The 23,177-nt window shown below is 39.1% G+C and carries 22 protein-coding genes; 18 read left to right on the top strand and 4 right to left on the bottom strand.

Annotated features, from left to right (window positions below; translation table 11 throughout):
• Positions 1-21 precede the first annotated feature (21 nt).
• The 10 genes from ACM5QX_RS13870 (at position 22) to lpxD (ending at position 11,348) form a co-directional block, all read left to right on the top strand.
• Positions 22-1,287, top strand: coding sequence for a lipopolysaccharide biosynthesis protein (locus ACM5QX_RS13870; protein ID WP_414754038.1), 1,266 nt, complete (start codon positions 22-24; stop codon positions 1,285-1,287).
• A 10-nt stretch (positions 1,288-1,297) separates the two neighbouring features.
• Positions 1,298-2,428, top strand: a complete 1,131-nt coding sequence (locus ACM5QX_RS13865; RefSeq protein ID WP_414754037.1) for a polysaccharide pyruvyl transferase family protein — start codon at positions 1,298-1,300, stop codon at positions 2,426-2,428.
• A 42-nt stretch (positions 2,429-2,470) separates the two neighbouring features.
• Positions 2,471-3,415 carry a glycosyltransferase family 2 protein gene (locus tag ACM5QX_RS13860; RefSeq protein ID WP_414754036.1) on the top strand — a complete coding sequence of 315 codons (945 nt, stop codon included), beginning with the start codon at positions 2,471-2,473 and terminating at the stop codon, positions 3,413-3,415.
• Between the two features lie 53 nt (positions 3,416-3,468).
• Positions 3,469-4,419 (top strand): glycosyltransferase family 2 protein, encoded by a 951-nt coding sequence (locus ACM5QX_RS13855; RefSeq protein ID WP_414754035.1) that lies wholly within the window; start codon positions 3,469-3,471, stop codon positions 4,417-4,419.
• Between the two features lie 228 nt (positions 4,420-4,647).
• Positions 4,648-5,829, top strand: a complete 1,182-nt coding sequence (locus tag ACM5QX_RS13850; RefSeq protein WP_414754034.1) for a glycosyltransferase — start codon at positions 4,648-4,650, stop codon at positions 5,827-5,829.
• 22 nt (positions 5,830-5,851) lie between these two features.
• On the top strand, positions 5,852-6,808 hold the full coding sequence (locus tag ACM5QX_RS13845; RefSeq protein WP_414754033.1) for a glycosyltransferase family 2 protein: 957 nt from the start codon (positions 5,852-5,854) through the stop codon (positions 6,806-6,808).
• A gap of 39 nt (positions 6,809-6,847) precedes the next feature.
• The gene (locus ACM5QX_RS13840; RefSeq protein ID WP_414754032.1) at positions 6,848-7,804 is read left to right on the top strand and encodes a glycosyltransferase family 2 protein; all 957 of its coding nucleotides are present in this window, start codon (positions 6,848-6,850) and stop codon (positions 7,802-7,804) included.
• A 53-nt stretch (positions 7,805-7,857) separates the two neighbouring features.
• Complete coding sequence (locus ACM5QX_RS13835) at positions 7,858-9,129, top strand: lipopolysaccharide biosynthesis protein (protein ID WP_414754031.1); 1,272 nt, start codon at positions 7,858-7,860, stop codon at positions 9,127-9,129.
• Positions 9,130-9,258: 129 nt separating this feature from the next.
• Positions 9,259-10,233, top strand: coding sequence for a glycosyltransferase family 2 protein (locus ACM5QX_RS13830; RefSeq protein ID WP_414754030.1), 975 nt, complete (start codon positions 9,259-9,261; stop codon positions 10,231-10,233).
• A 65-nt stretch (positions 10,234-10,298) separates the two neighbouring features.
• Positions 10,299-11,348 (top strand): UDP-3-O-(3-hydroxymyristoyl)glucosamine N-acyltransferase, encoded by a 1,050-nt coding sequence (gene lpxD / locus ACM5QX_RS13825; RefSeq protein ID WP_414754029.1) that lies wholly within the window; start codon positions 10,299-10,301, stop codon positions 11,346-11,348.
• 204 nt (positions 11,349-11,552) lie between these two features.
• Here the strand turns inward: lpxD and ACM5QX_RS13820 are convergent, their stop codons facing one another.
• The gene (locus tag ACM5QX_RS13820) at positions 11,553-12,146 is read right to left on the bottom strand and encodes a nucleoside triphosphate pyrophosphatase (protein WP_011317690.1); all 594 of its coding nucleotides are present in this window, start codon (positions 12,144-12,146) and stop codon (positions 11,553-11,555) included.
• Between the two features lie 89 nt (positions 12,147-12,235).
• On the opposite strand from ACM5QX_RS13820, the gene ACM5QX_RS13815 reads away from it, so the two are divergent.
• Positions 12,236-12,847, top strand: coding sequence for a PEP-CTERM sorting domain-containing protein (locus ACM5QX_RS13815; protein ID WP_414754028.1), 612 nt, complete (start codon positions 12,236-12,238; stop codon positions 12,845-12,847).
• 146 nt (positions 12,848-12,993) lie between these two features.
• On the opposite strand, the gene psbP is transcribed toward ACM5QX_RS13815, so the two are convergent.
• Positions 12,994-13,539, bottom strand: coding sequence for a photosystem II reaction center PsbP (gene psbP, locus ACM5QX_RS13810; RefSeq protein WP_041456005.1), 546 nt, complete (start codon positions 13,537-13,539; stop codon positions 12,994-12,996).
• Positions 13,540-13,726: 187 nt separating this feature from the next.
• Here psbP and ACM5QX_RS13805 point away from each other — a divergent pair, with 187 nt between their 5' ends.
• From ACM5QX_RS13805 to ACM5QX_RS13790, 4 genes are all read left to right on the top strand, one after another.
• Entirely contained in the window at positions 13,727-13,891 is a 165-nt protein-coding gene (locus ACM5QX_RS13805) for a hypothetical protein (RefSeq protein ID WP_414754027.1), read from the top strand.
• A gap of 494 nt (positions 13,892-14,385) precedes the next feature.
• On the top strand, positions 14,386-15,390 hold the full coding sequence (locus ACM5QX_RS13800; RefSeq protein WP_414754026.1) for a DUF2278 family protein: 1,005 nt from the start codon (positions 14,386-14,388) through the stop codon (positions 15,388-15,390).
• Between the two features lie 94 nt (positions 15,391-15,484).
• A complete protein-coding gene (def, locus tag ACM5QX_RS13795; protein WP_414754025.1) occupies positions 15,485-16,048 on the top strand; it encodes a peptide deformylase in 564 nt (187 codons plus the stop codon).
• 12 nt (positions 16,049-16,060) lie between these two features.
• Positions 16,061-16,264: a hypothetical protein gene (locus ACM5QX_RS13790; RefSeq protein ID WP_190565407.1), complete on the top strand. Its 204-nt coding sequence runs from the start codon at positions 16,061-16,063 to the stop codon at positions 16,262-16,264.
• 177 nt (positions 16,265-16,441) lie between these two features.
• Here the strand turns inward: ACM5QX_RS13790 and ACM5QX_RS13785 are convergent, their stop codons facing one another.
• The gene (locus ACM5QX_RS13785; RefSeq protein ID WP_414754024.1) at positions 16,442-18,646 is read right to left on the bottom strand and encodes an EAL domain-containing protein; all 2,205 of its coding nucleotides are present in this window, start codon (positions 18,644-18,646) and stop codon (positions 16,442-16,444) included.
• Between the two features lie 106 nt (positions 18,647-18,752).
• Here ACM5QX_RS13785 and ACM5QX_RS13780 point away from each other — a divergent pair, with 106 nt between their 5' ends.
• From ACM5QX_RS13780 to recJ, 3 genes are all read left to right on the top strand, one after another.
• Positions 18,753-19,601, top strand: a complete 849-nt coding sequence (locus ACM5QX_RS13780; RefSeq protein WP_414754023.1) for a PD-(D/E)XK nuclease family protein — start codon at positions 18,753-18,755, stop codon at positions 19,599-19,601.
• Between the two features lie 72 nt (positions 19,602-19,673).
• The gene (locus tag ACM5QX_RS13775; protein ID WP_011317681.1) at positions 19,674-20,315 is read left to right on the top strand and encodes a GNAT family N-acetyltransferase; all 642 of its coding nucleotides are present in this window, start codon (positions 19,674-19,676) and stop codon (positions 20,313-20,315) included.
• A 20-nt stretch (positions 20,316-20,335) separates the two neighbouring features.
• A complete protein-coding gene (recJ, locus tag ACM5QX_RS13770; protein WP_414754022.1) occupies positions 20,336-22,654 on the top strand; it encodes a single-stranded-DNA-specific exonuclease RecJ in 2,319 nt (772 codons plus the stop codon).
• Here recJ and ACM5QX_RS13765 read toward each other — a convergent pair.
• Complete coding sequence (locus tag ACM5QX_RS13765) at positions 22,651-23,112, bottom strand: LysR family substrate-binding domain-containing protein (protein WP_414754130.1); 462 nt, start codon at positions 23,110-23,112, stop codon at positions 22,651-22,653. The genes recJ and ACM5QX_RS13765 overlap by 4 nt on opposite strands.
• Positions 23,113-23,177 lie beyond the last annotated feature (65 nt).

Here is a 23,177-nt window from a genome sequence, read left to right as displayed (position 1 = left end):
ACTTAGGTCAGAACCCACATCATGCTCATCAGTAAGTTTAAACAGTCACTATCAAACAAATTTATTCGCAATGCTGGCGCGCTAGGAGCCGCAGAATTAGCCAATCGCATCTTCCGCCTGGGAACAACCATCACTCTAGCGCGGATGTTCAGCCCCCAAGACTATGGATTAATGGCGGTTGTTTATACAGTGTTTGATTTTGCCACTGTTTTCACCTTCAGAGGCGGAATTGGCGCAAAGATTGTTCAAGCTGATGAGCAGGATGTGAAAACTATCTGTGACACATCTTACTGGTTGAACTGGATTTTGTGCATAGCGATTTTTTTACTCCAGTGCATTGCTGCTTTTCCGATTGCTCAGTTTTATAAAAACCAACAGTTGGTTTTACCAATCTGTACAGTTGGTTTAGTCTATTTAATGTTTCCTTTGTTTTTGGTTAACTCTGCCATCATTGAACGGGAAAATCGACTAAAAATTACAGCATTATGTAACGTTATTCAATCATTATTAAGCAATATCATTATTGTGGTTTTTGCCCTCATGGGTATGGGTGTATGGGCTATAGTCTGGTCTATGGTGTTGACAACTCCAGTCTGGATTATCATCACCTGGAGAAATCATTCTTGGCGACCACCTAAATTATTTAAATTAGACAAATATAAAGAAGTTATTAGTTTTGGGGCAGACTTACTAGCGATTGAGTTACTAGGTAAATTAAGAGGAAATATAGATTATCTCATTATTGGTGGCTTTTTAAGTATTGAAGCATTAGGTATTTATTATTTTGCTTTTAATGCTGGCTTGGGTATTAGCATGAGCGTGATTAATACCTTTGGTTCAGCATTATTTCCTTACCTTTGTGAAGTGCGGAGTAATTTAAGCCAACTCAAAGAAAGATACTTTAGTAGCTTGAAAAAAGCTTACTTTGTAATCACACCTTTAATTCTATTGCAAACCTGTTTAGCTCCCATCTATGTTCCGATTATTTTTGGGCAGAAATGGTCATCTGCTATTCCAGTATTGATGCTAATTTGTCTATCTGCTTTAAGCCTACAATTTGGTAGAGCTACATTTCTTTTGCTTAACGCAATGGGCAAAACCCGCTTAACTCTCTATTGGAACTTAATCTATACAATACTATTTTCTACTGGACTATTAATATCAGTGCATGGAGGAATTATTCATGTAGCGATCGCAGTTGTTATCTGCCAACTATTCATAGCCCCCATGTTTAACATTTGGGTTGTTAACCGCACTTTTTACAAAAAACAATTCATTACTCTATAGGTAATAACACATGATACAAGTCCTTAATCTCACAACACCAGAAACTGTCAAAAATTACTTACATGAAGCTTTAGGTAAAATAGAGCCTTTTGAACAATGTATTCTTCTAGATTATCCTGACCATGCAAACATTGGTGACAACTTAATTTGGCTGGGAGAATTGCTTTATTTGCACAACACTCGCCAGTCCCAAATTACTTATAATGCCAGTGTTGAAAATTTCTCAGTCCAAGAAATGGATAAATACAAATCTTCTACAAAAATTCCCATTTTTTTACATGGAGGAGGAAATCTGGGTGATTTATGGCTAAAGTTTCAGAATTTTAGAGAGTATATTATATCTGAATACAAAGAAAACCCAATTATCATTTTCCCCCAAAGTATTTATTTCCAAGAAGAAGATAATTTAGTTAAGGCTGCTCGCATCTTCAATTCACACCCAAACTTAACTATATTTGTTCGGGATAACTACAGTTACCAGTTAGCAACAAATTATTTCTACAATTGTCGAATTATTAAATCACCTGACGCAGCATTTCAACTAGTTAATACTCCGGGGATAGCTTCTTCATATCAAAATAAAAGTTCTATTCTTTATCATTTTAGAAACGATAAGGAATTAAATGTAAATCAAGCTAGTTCTCCTAATAACCTTGACTTGCCAAATTTAATAGTAGAAGATTGGGCTTCTTATAAATATGAGAGCGATTCTTACAAAAAATTACCGAATAATTCTGTAATTCAAAGTTTCGCCAGAATCTTCCACGGTTGGGAACAAGGCAAATTATTTCCTGATGAATGGATTACTCGTCAAATATGGAAATATTTCCATCCCTATACTACTGCTTTTTCTCAAGCTTATAACCCTGAATCACATCGCAAAGCTTGGAGTTATATGTATCAGGGAGTTTACCAATTCAAACAACATCGGCTAATTATTACAAATAGGCTACATGGTCATATTCTCTCTACTTTGATGGGAATTCCCCATATTTTTCTCCCTAATTCCTACCACAAAAATGAAGCTTTTTATGAGGCTTGGACACATCAAATACCCTTTTGTCGTTTTGTCAAAGATCCTGAAAAAATAGCCGATACAGTTCGGGAATTGATTGAGATTTCTGAAATTGCTAAAAACTAATTAACCAGTGTAGATGTTGCAATATTAGGGAGGCTAAATTTTGTGCCAATAATATCTGTAATCATTCCTGTATACAATGGTGAAAAAACCATTATTGAAACCATTGCTTCCGTTCAACAGCAAACCTTCCTAGATATTGAAATCATTGTGATCAATGATGGCTCAACAGATAAGACTCTTGAGCTTGTGAAAAATATTCAAGATAATCGCTTGAAAATCTTTTCTTATGAAAATGGTGGTTTACCCGTAGCTCGTAATCGCGGTATTACCAACGCTGTAGGTCAATTTATTGCTTTTATTGATGCTGATGATCTTTGGACACCAGATAAGCTAGAACTTCAGTTTGCTGCATTACAAGAATATCCAGAAGCAGGATTAGCTTATAGTTGGACTTATTATAAATTTGCAAATGAAGCCGATTCTTATGCTGACGAATCTAATTCATTTGCAGGTGATGTTTATGCTGAGTTACTAGTCAAGAATTTTTTGCAGAACGGTTCCAATCCTCTAATTCGGCGAGCAGCGATTGACTCTGTAGGACTTTTTGATCCGACTTTGAAATCTTGCGAAGATTGGGATTTTTACCTACGGTTAGCGGCTAAATGGCAGTTTGCTTTAGTTAAAAAAGCACAAATTATCTATCGTCAGTCCCCAACTGCTATGACATCTAAATTAGATGTTATGGAAAAGTATAGTTCTGTTGTCATAGAGAGAGCTTTTAATACCGCTCCTCCAGAATTACAACATCTAAAAAAACAAAGTCTAGCATGGGTTTACAAATTTACGGCTCAACAATGTTTGAAATATAACAGTGATAAACTCGCTGATATTAAACTAGCCGCTAAAAGATTAAAAATGGCTATTAATCTCTATCCAAAAAACCTTTTAGAAGACTATACTCATGGTCTCATAAGAAAACTTATTAAAAGTTGGATATTATTACAATTTCACATGGTTTATATTCCTGAAAAATCTCACAATACTTAAAGAGGATTTGTCAATTAAGGGAACACAAAAAAATAAATTATCCGGAAATACTTATGCCTACTATATCTGTAATTATTCCTGCCTATAATGCTGAACGCACAATTTTAGAGACAATATCTTCTGTTCAGCAACAGACATTCTCCGATTTTGAGTTGATTATCATTAATGATGGTTCTACTGACCGGACTCTAGAGTTAATTCAGAATATTCAAGATGAGCGATTGAAGATATTTTCTTATGAAAATGGTGGTTTACCAGTAGCACGTAATAGAGGAATTTCTCTTGCAAGTGGGGAATTTATTGCTTTCCTTGATGCCGATGATTTGTGGACACCAGATAAATTAGAATTGCAACTAACAGCATTACAACAAAATCCAGAGGCGGGAGTTGCTTATAGTTGGACTTATTTTATGGATGAGCAGGGAAAATCTTCAATCCCTGGTGTTTCCCTATTCTTTGAGGGTGATGTCCAAGCTAATTTGTTAGTTAATAATTTTCTTGCTAGTGGTTCAAATCCCCTAGTTCGTAAGCAAGCCATTGAATCTGTAGGAGAGTTTGATTCTAACTATACGGCTTGTGAAGATTGGGATTATTGGTTACGTTTATCAGCTGCTTGGAACTTTGTTGTAGTTCCCAAACACCAAATCTTTTATCGTCAATCTGCCACTTCCATGTCATCTACTAAAGTTAAAAATATGGAAGATAATGGATTATTAGTGATTGAAAAAACTTTTCAGTCTGTAAAACCGGAACTGCAATATTTAAAAAACCAGAGTTTGGCTTGGATTTATCAATATTCTACACAACAATACCTTAAGCAGAATATTAACAATATTGAGGCAGTCCGTCATGCTAGAGAAAAATTATGGCAGGCAATTCGCTTGCACCCGCCAATTTTATTAGCAAATTATGCTCAGGATTTAATTATCTGGCTGATAAAAAAATGGATATTAACTAAAATATATATCCTAAGAAATAAAAATAACCCACTAATGATTAAATAATCAAGAAAAATATCTTCCTCTTAGGGGTATAAGGCTCTTTTAGTATCTGGATAAAATGACCTTGGCCGTGATGTTTTAAAATCTATGCCGTGATTCAAGACGCGGACAAAAATTACTAATGATATCATCTCCATCCTCATTTAGTAATTTATGCCGACGGCAATATAGGTGACTGTATGTCATCGCGCAACATTCACGCCAACTGCACATCCATGACGCAGCCAAAACATGACACAACAAGTAATTAACTCTACAAGCAAAAATCATCTATCACCATTAGAAAACCAAAAGCGTTACCGAGTTGTATTAGTACATCCTAGTGCGGGAGTAAATTGGAGTGGTGGCTCAGAAATTTTTGCCATAGAGTTAGCAAGACATCTTAATTCGTACTTCAATGTGGAACTTTTGAGCGGCGCTGACTGTGGCTCTTTTTCCTTTCCATCTGGTGGTATTTCACGCACTCAAGCCTTTAACATTGTCCGCCATCCGCTTATTTCTAAACTACTTTCTAGGTTTGCTAGCCATCCTGAAATAGTGATTGAACATCTCAGCAATTTTTTCCCTTGTGCTATTCAACTATTAACTAAATCTGCTGATTTGATATTTCCTTGTAATGACTATGGCGGGATGGCGATGGCAGCTTTTGTCAGAGCTATCAAAGGTACGCCAATACTTTTTACCGAACACGTCGGCTTATTGGGAGGAGGTAAATCATTAACACGTAATTTGCGGTTTCATCCTGATCAATTAGTTGTTTTTTCTGAAGCAATGGCTGAATTTGTACGTAGTGTACAACCTCAGCAAAAGGTGAGCATTATTCCTAATGGTGTAGACATAAATAGATTTACTCCAGTAGGAAATCACATCAAGTTTGGTCTGCCAAAACCTATTGTTCTTTGTGTCGCCTCTCTCAAACGTCATAGCCATAAGCGCATTGGATTAGCTATGGAGGCAGTAGCCCGTTTACCCCAAATCAGTTTATTATTATGCGGCGATGGTATTGACCGTGATTACTTTCAAGCTAAGGGTGATGAGTTATTAGGGAAAGAGCGTTTTAAGATTCAAAGCTTTCCCTATGAACAAATGCCGACAGTTTATCGTAGTGCTGATGTATTTACTCTACCTTCAATTGATGAGCCATTTGGATTGGCTTATTTGGAAGCAATGGCTAGTGGTTTACCTGTGGTTGCTACCGATGATGAAATGCGCCGTCAGATTGTTGGTGATGCTGGTAGATTATGTGATGTGACGAATCCAGATATTTATGCTGCGGCTATTAGAGAGATTTTAACTCAAGATTGGCAAGTGAGAGCGCGTCAGAATGCTCTGGGTTTCAGTTGGGAAAACATAGCTTTAAGGTACCGTGAGTTGATTTTAAAAACTATTCAAGGTGATCAACAAAACCATTAATTACATTCAAGAACTAAACATTATGCCCAAAGTTTCTGTAGTGATTCCAGCTTATAATTCTATGGACTATTTACCAACAACGCTGGAAACTGTTTTTGCTCAAACATTTACCGACTTTGAAGTATTGATAATTAATGATGGTAGCTCTGACAATATTGTTGAATGGGTTTCTAGTCTCACTGATGGCAGAATCCGCCTTATCACCCAAGAAAACCAAGGTTTAACAGGCGCACACAACACAGGTGTGATGCAAGCGCAAGGTGAATACATAGCATTTTTGGATGCAGATGATCTCTGGGAACCAAGCAAACTAGAAAAACAAGTATCTTGCTTAGATGAAAATCAAGAAATTGGCTTAGTAGATACTTGGGTAATGCTAGTTGATGAAACAGGGAAATCTACAGGAACGGTACTGAAAACTAATGCCGAAGGTAATGTCTGGAAACAAATTATTCAATGTCCTACTGTTGTCTGTGGTAGTTCACCTTTAGTCCGAAATATTTGTTTTCGAGAAGTAGGTTTATTCGACCCAGAGATGGGTGGCTCATCCGATTGGGATATGTGGATTCGCATTGCATCTAGATATAGTTTTGGCTTAATTAAAGAACCATTAACCCTTTATCGGCAACATCGTAGCAGTATGTCAAAAAACTGCGATCGCGTATTTCGAGAAAACCAATCTGTCATCGAAAAAACCTTTAAATCTGTACCCCCAGAACTACAAAACTTAAAACAACGTGCCTATGCTTTAGTTTATTTATATCTCGCCTGGAGAGCTTTAGATAATAGAAATTACGAACAAGCTATTTATTATCGTCAACAAGCTTATAATAGCGACCCTCAAGTTATTTATTCTAAGTCTGGTCTGTCTCAAAAATTTGCCATATTGGTAACTCGTTTCTTTGGTGCTTCTGGCTTGGATGGAGTTAGAAATATCAGTCGAGCTTTGCGAAGAAACATCTTAGCCTTAATACCTTAAACTCCTGCATAATTCTGCATTGAAATTACCTCCAAACTTATGCCAAAAGTATCAGTTGTTATTCCCGCTTATAATGCAATGCAATACCTCCCCGCCACAGTGGAGAGTGTCTTACAACAAACATTTACTGATATAGAAATTTTAATTATTAATGATGGTAGTTCAGACAATATTCTTGCCTGGACTGCACAAATCACTGACCCACGAGTGCAAGTAATTTCCCAAAAAAATCAAGGCTTATCGGGAGCGCGCAACATGGGAATTAACCACGCATCTGGGGAATATATAGCCTTTATCGATGCTGATGATTTATGGCTACCAACTAAGCTAGAAAAACAAGTGAAATGTTTAGATAATTCTCCACAAGCTGGTTTAGTTTATACGTGGACAGCTTGGACTGATGAAACTGGTAAACCTACAGGTGTGATAGTAGCTTCCGATGTCGAAGGGTATGTCTGGGAACAAATGGTTGTTAATGACAAAATATCTAACGGTAGTTCGGCAATGGTGCGCCGTATTTGTTTTGACAAAGTAGGCTTATTTGACACAGAATTGACCAGTTCTGAAGACCGTGATATGTGGATTAGACTGGCGGCTCATTATCACTTTGCGGTTGTCAAGGAACCCCTCACACTCTACCGCCGACATTCACAAAGTATGAGCAAAAATCGTCCGAAGATGCTCAAAAATATCCGCCGAGTTTTTGAAAAAACCTTTGAGACTGTCCCAACAGAGCTACTATACTTGCGAAACCGGAGCTACGGGTGGATAAATTTGTATACAGCTTGGACTTGTATGGATGAAAAGAATCACCAGGAAGCAATCAAATATCGTCGCCAAGCTCTTTTACATTACCCACAGATTTTTTTCACAGCCTATTTTTTACGTTTGAGTATAGCTATTGTGATTATGCAGTTATTAGGCTCTCAAGGCTATGATAACCTGCGATCGCTCATTCGTAACTTGCGTAGATTGGTTTTAGGCGCTGCAACCTAATCTTGCTATTTGTTCATGTATTTATTTCACCTGCTCATATCAACTGGCTACTCATGCTAATGAAAAAGATAAAACAACTATTATCAAGTCAATTTATCCGCAATGTAGGTTGGTTGGGAACAGCAGAGTTGATAAATCGTATTTTTCGCTTAGGAACGACAGTAACTCTAGCGCGAATGTTTAGTTCCCAAGATTACGGAGCAATGGCTCTCATCTACACAATTTTTGAATTTGCCAATGTCTTCACTCTCAGAGGTGGTATCGGCGCCAAGATTATTCAAGCTGATGAAAAGGATCTGAACACGATATGTAATACTTCATTTTGGTTAAATCTAATTCTGGGTATTTCAGTTTTCTTTTGCCAATGTATCGCTGCATTTCCCATCGCTCAATTTTATGGTAATCAACAACTAGTCTTCCCTATCTGTACCCTAGCTGTTGTATACCTGATATACCCTATTTACATGATTAATTCTGCTCTGATTGAACGCGATAACCATCTAAAGATTACAGCTTTATGTAATGCTATTCAAGCATTTGTCGGAAATGTGATTACAGTTGTGTTTGCTCTTTTAGGTATGGGGATTTGGGCTATAGTTTTACCTATAGTTTTCTCAACTCCAGTTTGGTTTATTGTTACTTGGATGAATAATTCTTGGCGACCTCCAACAAAATTTTCTCTCGATAAATGGCGAGAAGTTACCAGTTTTGGAAAAAATATTCTGGCTGTAGAATTTTTGAATAAAATCAGAAATAACTTAGATTATTTAATAGTTGGTAAGTTTCTAGGTACAGAACAATTAGGAATTTACTTTTTTGCCTTCAATGCTGGTTCTGGTATTAGTATAAATGTGATTAATACATTTATGTCTGCCTTATTCCCTTATATATGTGCAGTCAGAGAAAATTTGACAGAATTTAAGCAAAGATATGTCAATAGTTTAAAGAAGATTCTATCGTTTGTCATACCAATTATTCTAGCCCAAGCTATTTTAGCTCCTATATATGTGCCAATAGTCTTTGGCGAAAAATGGACGACAGCCGTACCAATTTTGATTTTAATTTGTTTATCAGTTATCCCTAGAGTATTTGGATGGGCTAATTCACTTTTACTGAATGCTGTAGATAAAACCCATATTAACTTAAATATTAATCTTCTATTTACTATATTTTTTGCTGCCGCAGTATTATTAACAGTTCAGTGGGGTGTGTTTTGGGTAGCTGTGGGTGTTTTATTATCTCATTTACTGTTTATTCCTGTATCTGTTTTATGGAGCTATAGGTATATTTTCAAAAATCGTACTCACACTTTGAGCAAGGTTTAGAGAAATACTTTAAAGGTAATTAGGTTGAGAGTTATCTGGCATAGTTGATTTGTTGTGAGCTAATTTTTAAACAAGCTCTTATATGGTTTTTTGATTGCTGAACTTATCTTGTGGAGATTAACAACAAATATGCCTAAAATATCTGTAATTATTCCCGCCTATAACGCTGAACGCACAATTTTAGCAACGATTCACTCAGTTCTACAACAAACATTCTCAGATTTGGAAATCATTGTGATCAATGATGGTTCTACAGACAGAACAGTAGAAGTTTTACAAAATGTTGATGACGCGCGCTTGAAAGTTTATTCATATGAAAATAGTAGAGCTTCTGGCGCTCGCAATCATGGCATTTCTCACGCAGTAGGAGATTTTATCAGTTTTCTTGATGCTGATGATTTGTGGACACCTGATAAACTTGAATTACAATTAGCTGCTTTAAATCATCATCCAGAGGCTGGTGTGGCTTATAGCTGGACTTATACAATTGATGATAAAGGAGAATTATTAAAACCTTTTGAACCTGTATATGAAGGGAATATATATACAGATTTGTTATTAGCGAATTTTCTCACTAATGGCTCGAATCCTCTAATTCGTAAAGCAGCAATAGCATCGGTAGGAGAGTTTGATACTACATTAAGGTCAGGTGAAGATTGGGACTATTGGTTACGCTTGGCGTATAAATGGCCTTTTGTTGTAGTCAAACAGCATCAAATTCTTTATCGCCGTTCTGTTACATCCAAGTCATTCAAATTACAAATAATTCGGGAAGCTAGCTTGGCTATTTTAGATAAAGCTATGAAAGTACTTCCTTTGGAATTGCAATACCTGAAAAATCATAGTTTATCTAATATCTATAGATACAACGTAGAGTTATATCTAGACAGTATCGATAATAATGCAACCGTTGATATTAAGTATGTCATCGGCAATTTGCTGAGTTATGTTCACTCAAGACCCCAAAATATTAAGGAGATATATACATATAAGTTAATCATCAAAATTTTATTAGTTATAGTACTTTCCCCGAAATTGATGAGCCGTTTGTTGCAATTTATCAAAAAAAGTAAGCAGATAAAAAATCTCCAAGTACAGCCGTAGTGAAACTGATAAACTAGCAAGTTATCAACTGTCAGTAACGGTAACTTTTTAGTAGTTAGCTCAACATGAAATTTAGCGACATCATATCAAAGCTAGAGGTGACAAACCATAGCCTCACACAAAACCCAAACAATGACCCTGAAATTACAGGGATGGCAGCTATTGATGAAGCCACAAGTGCTAATCTCAGCTATATAGAAGGTGCAAAGTTTGCATCTTTTATCGCTGAGACAAATGCTAGTGCTTTGATTTTGCCACAAAATGAAGGGATGCAGGCTCAAGCCCAAGCGCGGGGTATTGTTTGGATGGCGACACCAGAACCGCGACTGTTGTTTGCTAAAGCGATCGCTCTATTTTACCAACCATACACCCCAACCCCAGAAATTCATCCCACAGCCGTCATTCACCCGACCACTAAAATTGGTAATGATGTTTACATTGGCCCCCATGTCGTGATTCAACCAGGGGTAGAAATTGGTAACGGTGTAATTATTCACCCCAATGTAGTTATTTACCCCGGTGTAAAAATAGGCGATCGCACCATCTTACACGCTAACTGCACCATCGAGGAACGCAGCCAAATCGGTGCAGATTGCGTTATTCATAGTGGTGCTGTCATCGGTGGGGAAGGCTTTGGCTTTGTTCCTACCCGCAATGGTTGGTACAAAATGGAACAATCAGGCTATGTAGTTTTAGAAGATCGTGTAGACATAGGTTGTAACTCTACCATTGATCGCCCTTCAGTGGGAGAAACCAGAGTGGGATACGATACCAAAATTGATAACTTAGTCCAAATTGCTCATGGTTGCCAAATTGGCGCAGGCTGTGCGATCGCCGCCCAAACTGGTCTGGCTGGAGGTGTAAAATTAGGCAAACGCGTGATTTTGGCAGGACAAGTGGGAATTGCTAATCAAGCAAAAATGGGTGACGGCTCGACTGCTTCCGCTCAAACAGGTATTCTCCACGATGTTAAGCCAGGAGAAGTTGTTTCTGGTACTCCGGCTATTCCCCACAAAATGTATCTCAAAATCGCTGCCCTCTATAGCCGTTTACCAGATATGTACCAAGCTTTTAGACAATCACAACGTCAATCAGAGGAGGAAGGTAAAAGGTAATTATAAAACTTACGCACCCAGGTTATCTGTTGAGACTGGGTGTAAGGGGGTAAGGGTGTAGGGGTGTAGGGGTTTCAAACATTTATTTTGAATTTTGAATTTTGAATTTTGTAGGCTTGCCTTCCCGTAGGGTATTTTGAATTGATTTATACCCCTATACCCTTCTCCAAACCCTTGATTTTTCGTTTCATGGGTAAGTGCTAACTACTTCCAAAAATCAGTGACATCATAATTTAACTCTTCTAGCATTTGTCGAAGTAGGGGTAAACTCAACCCAATAACATTGCTGTGACAACCAGCGATTTTTTCTATAAATAAACTACCAAAACCCTCCAAAGCAAAAGCACCTGCACACTTGAGTGGTTCACCTGTGGCAACATAGGCTTGAATAGTGCGATCGCTAATATTAGCAAAGTAAACTCTTGTTACTTGACACTTGACTAAAGTGCGATTTTGTAAATTGTCAATCAAAACATGGCCTGTGTAGAGGTCGCCAACCTGACCTCGCATCAATTGCCAACGAGCGATCGCTTCATCCGCATCTATTGGTTTACCGTGAATTTTACCATCAATAGCCAATACCGAATCGCACCCCATCACCAACCCTGATGGAAACTGTGGCGCTACCGTCTCCGCTTTACATTGAGCGAGAATCTGCACTAACTTTCCGGGTTCAGTTTCTTCGATTTGCGACTCATCAAAATCACTAGGGCTAACTATTGGTTCAATACCCACAGTTTGCAGTAAGCGGCGACGCGCCGGAGAAGCAGAAGCTAGTATAAATTGTGTAGTTTTCATAAAATTTACTTAGGTAAAAAACAAATAGTGGGAAAATCCCATACATACGTAAATCATTTACAATATCTGCAATCATAATAGCGACATTAATGAAAAATCTAGCTCTACTATCTGCTACAGCTATCACCGCTTCATCTGGATTGCTGTTTGGGAGTATGGAAGCCGCCTCTGCCTCTACTTTACTTTGGCAGTGGATTTATTCTGGTTCGGGCATAGTAGCAAAAGGTACTTTTAAAACTAATGACATCCCTGATAATTTGGGTTTCTACGAGATTTTGGAAATTGCTGGTACACGAAATGGCGAAACAATTACTGGTTTACAATCTGTGGGGACTCCAATACCGGGAAACGAACCTTTTGGGGTTGACAATTTAATTAGTCTGAATACTCAGCAGTTAACTGGTGACGGTTTTGGATATTCAACTTCAGGGGGAAATTATGCTAGTCCGTTTTTTGCCAGTTTTTTGCCCACCCCCGGTTATTTAGAAGTTTTTTCAGCGCCGCCTTTAACACCAGGTTTTGAAAATTTAGGAAGCGAAGATAGCGAGTTACCCATTAGTTTTTCTGCAACCATCATCAACGTCCCTGAGCCTAATTCTATCCTCAGCTTAATTGCCCTTGGGACTCTCGGCGCTGGTTCGGTACTCAAACATAACCAAAGATTCAAACTTAAGCTCCAGCAGCTCAAAAAAATTTCCTAAAATTATCAATAAAGGCTTAAAGTAACTCCTTCAATTAATTATTGAAGGAGTTTATTTTTTGTGCCAATCAAGTCTTACAACTGACCTGATATATTTACCTGATTATTGATAACATTCAACCCTCAACAGCTATTTCCTACTTTCTATTAATACACTACAAAAGAGTTCGCCACATCTTCCATAGTCCCTTTAACTTTTCGCCAACGTTTTTCAGGAATCGAAGCGTTAAAGGTAAAAAGTTTACCACGACTAACAGCCACACTGGCGATGTTATGTCGTTCTTGCTGATTGGGAAGCTTTACTAAATACTCAAGGTGGTAGTATGTTTTACCTTCTGATTCGTACTCAGAAGCGTTGACCAGTTCAGCCGAGCGACCAGAATCAGGAGGTGCTAAAGCGGCTTTTCCCAATTTGTAACCTACTTCCGTTGGTGTACCCAGTTCTTTCAAACTTTTGTCATCGGGAACGGGACTAATGACAACAGAGATATTCTCGGAAATTTCAATTAAATCGTGAAACACCACATCAGGGCCGTTAGCAACTTTTACCTGCAACCAGCCATTAGGGTATAAAAACTCATAGCCATCAGCAGTGTCTACAAAGCTTTTGAATCCAGCAGCCTTGGCTACATCAGGATTACTCAAGCTAAAACTCAAGACCAATAGCAACGTCAATACAATTCTTTTCCACATCTTTACAGATTCCTTTAGGCCGGAAGCAATATGAAGGTAGGCATGATTTCTCATTTTTATTGTCCCATCAACTGGATCGCTTCGCATGACCAAGAAGGACTGGGAACAAATCAATTCAACATACCCTACAGCTAGGAGGTAATTTTGAATTCCCCGTTCACTACCAAGCACTCAACACTTTGATATTATGCTCACAGGTAACGAATTGCCTTGGTTTTCTCCTGGTACGATACCAAAAGATATGAAAGTTGGGTTTCAGCAATATTCTTTAATTAATCAGGAGCAATTACCAGAAACAAGAGAAGATATCTCTCAAATACCAATTCTCTATGAAGTTGCACCCCATAAATGATGTAGAGACGTTGTATGCAATGTCTCTACAGTCCACAAATAAAGCACATCTTCGTGAAGAAACGCTATAAGTTCCAGAATCTAACTTGTTATTTAAATTCTTCTCAAGTTCTCTCTAATTTCTCAGTACAATCAGTTGCTCATAATGAATGTATTGATGGCACTTGCAGTCTGAAAATTACCCAGTTACTGATGCAAAATAATACGTGGTGGAGTCTAGCCTGAGAAGCAAATGCTGAGAATCAAAGACTAATGGCAAATCTGCAAGGGACGGCCAAATCAGTATTGAGAACTTATCGAGGAGCAAAATTACTAGCTACGAATTCTGATGCTTATCTCCATTGGTTAGGGTTGGTGTGTGGCTAATTGACTACATAAAAGCAAAAAATCACCCTATTGGGTACTAGCCAATTCCAGCAATACCTAGTAATTAACTTAGTGAACCAGCAATTATCCAGTTGTAGCATTCTGCACCCTAAAAGTTAGGAGAAATAAATGCCCTTAAAGAATTATGGTGTATTAAAAAGTCGTGCGCTAAATCGTAAATTGGGTGAAGGTTCTAGTCCCCATTACCAAATACTTGTAACGGACAACAAACAAAAGCACCGAATTGCTATCAACGTCAAATCAAAGCAAAGCCCTTCAGAATTGCTTTATCTTGTGGATGAAAATTTCTCCCATCCCATAACTAAAGAATTATTAGAGTTAGATTTCGGCTTTTATGAGTTGCCACGCCAACCAGGGGGAATTGCTTTAGACTACATTCGGGGGAATTTGTTTGACCCCAAACAGATGAAGCCTTTGCCCTATGATGTGCCGGGGCCTGATAATGACCTCAATGAATTGCTGGAATTATACATTGCACGGGCGATCGCTTCCACAGATGCAGTCCTCTATCCTTTTGGTGAAAGATGGGGACCCGAAATGGATATCAAAGACAAATATTTCGGGTTTCTTCCAGGGAACGGTATTCATGACATCCATATGAACCAGGGTAACGCCGCCCAATTTAAAAAAGACAACGGTGTTTGGCAAGATGGCGGACTGTTGATTCACTATCCAACCCGAAATCAATGGGTAGGTATTTTCTTAGCCTTCCAATCCCAGACATTCCATACCGACGATATCACTGGTAACAGAATAGACGATATAGACATAATCACACCAACTGTCACCACCGGAGCAGTACGGATTGTGGCTGCATTAGTGAATCCTCCGGGTGAAGATGTAGCAAAAGAGACGATTACCTTAATTAATATTTCACCCCAGAAAGTAGACTTGGATAGTTGGTCATTAGCAGATAGGAACAAGCGCAAACAAAACCTATATGGTGTAATTAATTCCGGTGAAGTTGTCAAAATACCTATTGATAGCAATAGTATTCAATTAGACAACAATGGTGGTATTATTACTCTCCTAGATGAGAAAGGCATCAAGATTGATGGTGTTTCCTACACCAGAAAACAGGCTCAAAAGCAAGGTTGGACAATTCTGTTTTGAGTGACAGACGTTGCGTGCAACGTCTCTACGGACTAATGACTAAATTGATAGAATTAGGTCAGTAGGAATTTGCACAATCTAGCCGACAAAAGTCATGCCTTCTGAAATTGCTGTTGAGAAAAAAAAGTTAAAAAATCCACCTCTGCAACTCCACTATTTAGGCGATCGCGTGCTGCGTCAACCAGCAAAGCGGATCACCAAAGTAGATGATGAAACCCGGCAATTGATCCGGGAGATGCTACAAACTATGTACAGCAATGATGGCATTGGTTTAGCTGCACCCCAGGTAGGAATTAACAAACAACTCATTGTCATCGATTGCGAACCGGATAACCCAGCGAATCCGCCACTGGTATTAATTAACCCCACAATTAAACAAGTCAGCCGCGAAATCTGTAGCGCCCAAGAAGGGTGTTTAAGCATTCCGGGAGTTTATATGGATGTCAAACGCCCGGAAGTCGTAGAAGTTGCCTATAAAGATGAAAATGGCCGTCCTCAGACCTTGAAAGCTACTGACCTACTCGGACGCTGCATTCAACACGAGATGGATCACCTCAACGGTGTAGTATTTGTAGACCGTGTAGATAATTCCTTGACTTTGGCGCAGGAGTTATCTAAAAATGGCTTCTCGTATCAGGCAGTGAAACCAGTAGCATAGGGTGGATTAGTAGTGTATTTAACTCCAAAAAGCGGTTTATTTCTCCTTGGCTCTTGCATAAGCGCGATCGCAGCTGTTGGCTCGGTGTTTGAACTCAGTTATGGACAACCAGATTTAGGCTTCCAAACCACCGCAGTTATCCTGGGTTTGAGCATTCCTCTGACAGGATTATTTTTTCTTGCCGCAGTGAGGGACGCAAAGGCTAACATTAAATAAGCATCAGGTACATAAAAAAGGTGAAAGGATGAACTAAAAGGCAAAATTCATTTCTTTCACCTTTTATTTTTATTTGGGCTTACGCATCCGGATTTTTTGTTGAGACTGGGTTTAGGGGTTTAGGGGTTGCCCTGGCAACTTACCCCAGCAAAAAACCTGATTACGTGAATCCCTAATTCATATCCTCTCCACCTGAACTAGACAATTTCTGCCTTGGGCTTTTGCTTGATATAGTCCTTGATCAGCAGCAGCAATTAAAATTGCCGGAGACGACTGGCTATCGGGAATAGTAGTAGCTAAACCAAGACTTAAGGAAATGAGTTCACTAACTTGAGAACTAGGATGAGGCAGTTGTAATATACTCACATTGGACTGAATTTCTTTAGCAACAGCGATCGCCCCTTCCGCATCAGTATTGGGTAAAATAACAGCAAACTCTTCGCCACCATACCGAGCAACTAAATCGCTAGGGCCTTTCACACTCCGAGAAATTGCCCCAGCTACGTGCCTAAGTACATCATCTCCAGCCAGATGCCCTAAGGTATCGTTATAAAGCTTAAAGCAATCGACATCACACAAAATTAAAGATAACGAACCCTGCTCTCGTGCTAAATGCTCCCACACTAAGGCGATCGTATTATCAAAGCAGCGTCGATTTGCTACTTGAGTCAGACCATCTGAACAAGCAAGGCGCTGTAATTCCAGGTTTGCTTGCTGTAATTGTAGATAAAGTTCCGACTGCTGAATGGCGATCGCGGCCTGACTCGCCAGCTGGTTAAATAAGTTAATCTCAGATTGCTGCCATTGTCGGGTGCTAGTGCATTGATGAGCGATTAATAGTCCCCATAAACGTTCTTTTTGTAAGATAGGCACAATCAAATTTGCCCTAATTTGCAAACTCTGCAAAAGCTGAAGATGACATGGCGACAGTCCAGCATTTTCAATGTCTTCCATCGCCCTAGTATTGCCTTGTTGGTAGTAAGCCGCATGAGTAGATTGAAAGCACGTATCTAGGATATGAAACCCCAGAATAGACATAGATCCTTCCGTTAAAGACTCTACAGCAACTAATCCACTCCAGTCTGGCTCAAATCGATAGATTAATACTCGGTCTACCTCAAACAGCTGACGCACTTCATCTGCGGTAGTCTGCAAAATTTCCTCTAACTTTAATGATTGTCGAATACGTTGTGTAACAGCAGCAACAATTCTCTCAGACTCACTTTGGTGTTGGACAAACTGCTCAACCTGCTTAGAACAATGCAAAACTAGAGTTGAAGTATTTGTATCAAAATGCGGTGTTGTTGTCACAGGTACTATATCAGGTTTAGCAATTAAATAGCCCTGAGCAAAAGTTGCACCTCGTTCTTGTACCCAATTTAGTTCCTCAATGCACTCAATCCCCTCAGCAACGGTACGAATATTTAACTTTTGAGCTATTTCTAACAGCTTCTCGGTAATTGAAGCTTTGTATAAGTCTTGATGCACATCTCGAATTAAATCCATGTCCAATTTAATAAAATCTGGACGTAATTGATGTAGTAAGTTGAGACTGGAATAACCAGAACCAAGGTCATCAAGGGCTATAGAAAAACCTGCATCCCGGTAGTACTTGAGAACAGCTTTCAGATGATCTAAATCCTGAGGACTATCTGACTCTACAACTTCAAATACCACCCGTTCATGAGAAATACCAGCTTGATCAATGGCTTCTACTGTACTTTTAAGACAAGACGCTGGATCATAAACCGCCGTTGGTGCAAAATTAATGAAAATTTGCCCACTCACTTGATGACTGCTGAATTGAGCAATTGTACTCAGGCGAGCAATGCGGTCGAGTTGAGGAAGAAGTCCAGCTTCGGTTGCTAACTCCACAATGGGCTGTGGCGGTATTAAATTCCCTTGTTCATCTAGTCCGCGCAATAATGCTTCATATCCATAAATCTCTGATGTATTCTTCATTGAGACAATCGGTTGAAAGTGACTGGTGAATCTTTCCTGAGCCAGCATTTCTACTAACCAATCGGACTGACTAAACTTGACAAAGCGTTGTAATGATGAGATATCACTAAAATCTTGGAGTTGCGGTTGGATAGCACCGCGAATGAATAGAACTTGTGTCTCTTTTAATTCTCTTGATGTCAGGATTTGAGCCACACTATGAGCAATCTCTTGGGCTTGTCCAGCTCTACAACCTAGACCTAAACCTGGTCTTTCACCCATCAATTCAAACTTAATCGCCAACTTTTGTAAATAATCAGTGACTTTTTTCAGGGTATGGGGAATGGGAAACCAGAGAAATAGTTTGCCTGCTTCTTTTGCGGGACAGCAGGTAATATTGTGACAGCTACAAGCTTTGGCTCTGGGAGATTTTTTGCTCATAAAAATACTTTCCTCAAACCGATTACTTTATTATTCCCACTTGGTGTTTATCTCAGATCCAAAATCCTATTAGTTATAGTCAGGCGATCGCTTCTAAAATAGGATTATGCTGACAACTGACAATCAATTAATACGTCTGTCCCAAGGACAACTGAATTTACTCGAAACCTGTCCGCGTAAATTTCAACATACCCACTTAGAACAACTCAACTCACCTTTAGATCCCGACCATACGGACAAACTAACTTTAGGTAGCCGCTTTCACTTGTTAATGCAGCAACAAGAAATGGGTTTGCCAATTGATAGTTTCTTACAAGCTGATACCCAACTACAAAACTGGATGTCTGGTTTTGCCAATGCAGCACCAGAAATTCTGACCCCAGCAACCGATAGACAAACTTTTCGAGAAAGTGAACACTACCGCACTCTCCAATTTCAAGACTATTTACTCACGGTTATCTACGATTTATTAATTGCAGACCACCAACAAGCCCAAATTTTTGACTGGAAAACATACCCTAAACCACCAGACAAACGCAAATTAGCCCAGAATTGGCAAACGCGTTTATATCTGTATGTATTAGCTGAAACTAGCCAATACTCACCCGAAAATATTTCTATGACTTACTGGTTTGTACAATCTCAAGGTAAACCTCAAAATATTCAATTTACTTACAGTCATAATTTACACACTCAAACAGCGAGAAAACTAGATCAATTACTAGATCAATTAACTAAATGGCTAAATAATTATCAACAAGGAACTTTATTTCCCCAAGTACCCGTAAATAGTAAAGCCTGTGATTATTGCCAATTTGCTAAAAAGTGCGATCGCCTCCTACCGACAGTCGGTCATAAACTAAATAGTAGCGAATCAAATTCTCTGGAAATCACAGCACAAGCAATCAATCAATCTTTCCCTGATCTTGACGCTATTGAAGAAGTATCACTTTAGGAAAAAGTACTGAAAATATATATCCCTTTCCAGGTCAATAAACTAATTTAGCCTCTATTTTTTTAAAAAATTATGGCAAACTTTGCTGAAAATGATATTATTTACGTGCGCGAATTAGGCATAGATGATATAGCCCTTGTATATCATTTAGGAGAAGAACTATTTACTAGTGATTTATATCCTTACCTTTATCGTACTTGGGATGAATGGGAAGTAATTGGACTATATAACACAGATCCAGAATACTGTTTAGTTGCCGAAACAGATGGAGAACTAGCAGGATTTATTCTAGGAACTATTATTACAAAAGCATCTTGGACTTATGGATACATTTTATGGCTAGGAGTAAATCCTAAATTTCAACGTCAGGGAGTTGCTGACAAATTAGTTGATAAAGTTGTGGCTCGGATGATTGAAGATGGGGCGCGATTTATGCTAGTAGATACTGACCCCACAAATACACCAGCAGTTAAATTTTTCAACCGCAAAGGTTTTGGTAATATCCGCCAACATATCTTTCTATCCATGAATTTAAGCAAGCATCCCTATTATGGCAGACTAATTGACTACGAACATCAAAAAGCTGAGAGAGCAGGTTATAGGCGTTCTCGTCCTGCCATTCGAGCGCGTAAAGCGGATGGAGTTGCTAACGAGGTAGTCATTAATCCCTTAATCAATGAAAATCAAATTAGTGATGAACAAAGTCCACTTTAATAAGTTTTAAAATTAATTCAATGCAGTGGATTATAACAGCGACCGAACAACCACCAGAATGGTTTATCCAAGCCGTGCAGAAGTATGCAGCTACATCTAAAGGGATATATGCAGCACAATTATTATGGCAACGGGGAATAAAACAAGAATCTCAATTAGCAGCCTTTATTAACTTTAAAACTTATCAACCAGCTAGCGCCTTTGAGTTTGGGCAAGAGATACAGTTGGCAGTGGCAAGATTACAACAAGCACGCAACAAAGGTGAAAAAATTGCCATTTGGGGAGACTTTGACGCTGATGGAATTACTTCAACTGCTGTTTTGTGGGATGGTTTAGGGCAATTTTTTCAGCAACATCAACAGTTAGATTATTACATTCCTAATCGACTCAAAGAATCCCACGGATTGAATGAAGCTGGTATTGCTAATTTAGCCAAGCAAGGTTGTACATTAATCGTCACCTGCGACACAGGTAGTACAAATATTGACGAAATTATCTATGCCCAAACATTAGGTATAGATATCATAGTGACAGACCATCACACCTTACCCCCAGAACGCCCACCAGTCACAGCAATTATTAACCCCCGTTATTTACCCAACGAACATCAGCTATTTCATTTATCAGGTGTGGGAGTAGCTTATAAATTAATAGAAGCCCTTTATAAATCCTTACCTGATGTACCCCAAAATCCTTTAGAAGATTTACTCGATTTAGTTGCAGTCGGATTAATCGCTGATTTGGTACAACTCAGTGGAGATTGTCGTTATTTAGCACAGTTGGGTATTCAGAGACTGCAAGCCGATTTTCAACAACCACCAACCGCCAGGCGTAGACCAGGGGTAGGGCGATTATTAGAATTGTGCCAGAGGAGTGGCGATCGCCCCACAGATATTTCCTTTGGTTTAGGGCCACGCATTAACGCTGTCAGCCGCATTCAAGGTGATGCTAGCTTCTGTGTAGAACTATTAACCAGTCGTGATATCAATCGCTGTCATGAATTAGCTGAAGTCACAGAACTAGCAAACACTAGGCGTAAATCCTTACAGAAAGACGTACAAGCACAAGTCACCCAAAAACTTACACAGTTAGACTTATCCACCACCAGCGTCATCGTCCTCGAAGACCCCCAATGGCCAGCAGGTGTATTAGGCCTAGTCGCCGGACAAGTCGCCCAAGAAACAGGTCGCCCCACAATTTTATTAAGTACTGACGGACTGGAGAATGAGCAAGATTCTTCCCAATCCCTCGCCCGTGGTTCAGCCCGTTCAGTGAATTCTGTTGATTTATATCAATTGGTGAAGCACCAAGCACATCTATTACATCGTTTTGGCGGACATCCCTTTGCGGCTGGGTTGAGTTTGTTAGCCCAAAACATTCCCCTATTTACCCAAGCAATTAATCAGCAACTACGGCAAACCTTAGGTAGTGTCAATCTTACCCCAACAGTACAAGCAGATATAGCAGTCACCGTTGCAGACTTAGGTAAAGAGTTATTTTTAGAATTAAAACTGCTAGAACCTTGTGGTATGGGCAACCCTGTTCCCAAACTCTTGATTCAAAATTGTTGGTTTGAAAATTCTTGGCATCGCAATCAACAAGATTCGCAAGGCAAAAAAGTACAGTATATTAAAGCCGAATTTGATATCCGTGACGACTCCAGCAAAAATCCCTTTCCCGGTATTTGGTGGGGACATTACAAAGATGAATTACCCATAGGTAGATGTGATTGCATTGCGGAATTAGACTACAACACCTTTAAAAAACGCTACGAAATCAGATTAATCGCCGTCCGTCCCAACCCTAACTCAGAACTCAAAACCCAACACTCAACCCAAATTCTCGACTGGCGTAACCTCCCTAGTCCTCAATCCCCAGCACCCAATCCCCAATCCCTCATCCTAGAAGAATGCCCAATGAATTGGGATGATTTACGCGCCTGGTGGCGGCGATCGCTCTATAATAATCAACAATTAGTCCTTGCTTGGTCTAAACCCAGTCTGCAACCACCACAAGAAATTTGGATAACCCTAGTTGGTATTGCTAAATATCTCAGTCGCACAAATCAATTAGCAACCCGTATACAAATTTTAGAAAAACTGAAAATTAGCGACAGAAGCTTACTTCTAGGCATCAAAGCTTTAAAATATTGGGGCTTTACAGTCACAAGACAAGATCGTTCTTTGCAATTTATATGGAGTCCTAATACTATCATTGACAGCAGCGCCGATACCGCTATTGCAGAGTTTTTAGCCACCGTCAGCGAAGAACAATTTCAGCAGAAATATTTTGCCGAAGTACCTTTGTCTACAGTCATGGCAATGGTAAATAGGGTTTAAAAACACTCCCGAAGCGCTCGAACTGTGTGCAGAAATCTCTGTAAAGTTGGCGATGTTTCGTTTTTGCGCCAAGTCATTGCTAATGCAACTTTTGCAGTGGCTTCTTGGATATTTTTATAAACTACTCCGGTTCGTTGTAGATTTTGCAAAGATGCAGGGACAATAGCTATCCCCATATCTGCTGCTACTAAACTGACGGTAGTTTGCATTTGGATGGCTTCTTGGGCGACATGAGGACTAAAACCTGCTTGTTGACAAAGACTGATAATTAAATCGTAGAGTCCGGGCGCTATTTTTCTCGGAAATAGAATAAATGACTCATTCCCCAAAGATGTTAAAGGAATATTGAATTGATTTGCCAGTAGATGTGTTTCAGGTAAAGCTACCATTAGCGACTCTTGAAAAATTGTCTCCCAGTTAAATATGTTCTCTTCAACAGGGGGACGGATAAAACCTATATCTATACCACTTCAAGGGGCGACAAGCAACCTAAAGTGCTTGCTGTATAAGCTTCATAGCCCTT

The organism is Anabaena sp. CCY 9910, from assembly GCF_963920875.1.
In the GTDB taxonomy this organism is placed as follows: Bacteria; Cyanobacteriota; Cyanobacteriia; order Cyanobacteriales; family Nostocaceae; genus Trichormus; species Trichormus variabilis.
This window is presented reverse-complemented; position numbering and strand designations above follow the sequence as displayed.

What these genes read in the sequence shown, in the direction of transcription:
- ACM5QX_RS13870 (WP_414754038.1), top strand. Translation starts at nt 22, where the DNA reads ATGCTCATCAGTAAGTTTAAACAGTCACTATCAAACAAATTTATTCGC.
- ACM5QX_RS13865 (WP_414754037.1), top strand. Translation starts at nt 1,298, where the DNA reads ATGATACAAGTCCTTAATCTCACAACACCAGAAACTGTCAAAAATTAC.
- ACM5QX_RS13855 (WP_414754035.1), top strand. Translation starts at nt 3,469, where the DNA reads ATGCCTACTATATCTGTAATTATTCCTGCCTATAATGCTGAACGCACA.
- ACM5QX_RS13850 (WP_414754034.1), top strand. Translation starts at nt 4,648, where the DNA reads ATGACACAACAAGTAATTAACTCTACAAGCAAAAATCATCTATCACCA.
- ACM5QX_RS13845 (WP_414754033.1), top strand. Translation starts at nt 5,852, where the DNA reads ATGCCCAAAGTTTCTGTAGTGATTCCAGCTTATAATTCTATGGACTAT.
- ACM5QX_RS13840 (WP_414754032.1), top strand. Translation starts at nt 6,848, where the DNA reads ATGCCAAAAGTATCAGTTGTTATTCCCGCTTATAATGCAATGCAATAC.
- ACM5QX_RS13835 (WP_414754031.1), top strand. Translation starts at nt 7,858, where the DNA reads ATGCTAATGAAAAAGATAAAACAACTATTATCAAGTCAATTTATCCGC.
- ACM5QX_RS13830 (WP_414754030.1), top strand. Translation starts at nt 9,259, where the DNA reads ATGCCTAAAATATCTGTAATTATTCCCGCCTATAACGCTGAACGCACA.
- lpxD (WP_414754029.1), top strand. Translation starts at nt 10,299, where the DNA reads ATGAAATTTAGCGACATCATATCAAAGCTAGAGGTGACAAACCATAGC.
- ACM5QX_RS13820 (WP_011317690.1), bottom strand. Translation starts at nt 12,146, where the DNA reads ATGAAAACTACACAATTTATACTAGCTTCTGCTTCTCCGGCGCGTCGC.
- ACM5QX_RS13815 (WP_414754028.1), top strand. Translation starts at nt 12,236, where the DNA reads ATGAAAAATCTAGCTCTACTATCTGCTACAGCTATCACCGCTTCATCT.
- psbP (WP_041456005.1), bottom strand. Translation starts at nt 13,539, where the DNA reads ATGTGGAAAAGAATTGTATTGACGTTGCTATTGGTCTTGAGTTTTAGC.
- ACM5QX_RS13805 (WP_414754027.1), top strand. Translation starts at nt 13,727, where the DNA reads ATGCTCACAGGTAACGAATTGCCTTGGTTTTCTCCTGGTACGATACCA.
- ACM5QX_RS13800 (WP_414754026.1), top strand. Translation starts at nt 14,386, where the DNA reads ATGCCCTTAAAGAATTATGGTGTATTAAAAAGTCGTGCGCTAAATCGT.
- def (WP_414754025.1), top strand. Translation starts at nt 15,485, where the DNA reads ATGCCTTCTGAAATTGCTGTTGAGAAAAAAAAGTTAAAAAATCCACCT.
- ACM5QX_RS13785 (WP_414754024.1), bottom strand. Translation starts at nt 18,646, where the DNA reads ATGAGCAAAAAATCTCCCAGAGCCAAAGCTTGTAGCTGTCACAATATT.
- ACM5QX_RS13780 (WP_414754023.1), top strand. Translation starts at nt 18,753, where the DNA reads ATGCTGACAACTGACAATCAATTAATACGTCTGTCCCAAGGACAACTG.
- ACM5QX_RS13775 (WP_011317681.1), top strand. Translation starts at nt 19,674, where the DNA reads ATGGCAAACTTTGCTGAAAATGATATTATTTACGTGCGCGAATTAGGC.
- recJ (WP_414754022.1), top strand. Translation starts at nt 20,336, where the DNA reads ATGCAGTGGATTATAACAGCGACCGAACAACCACCAGAATGGTTTATC.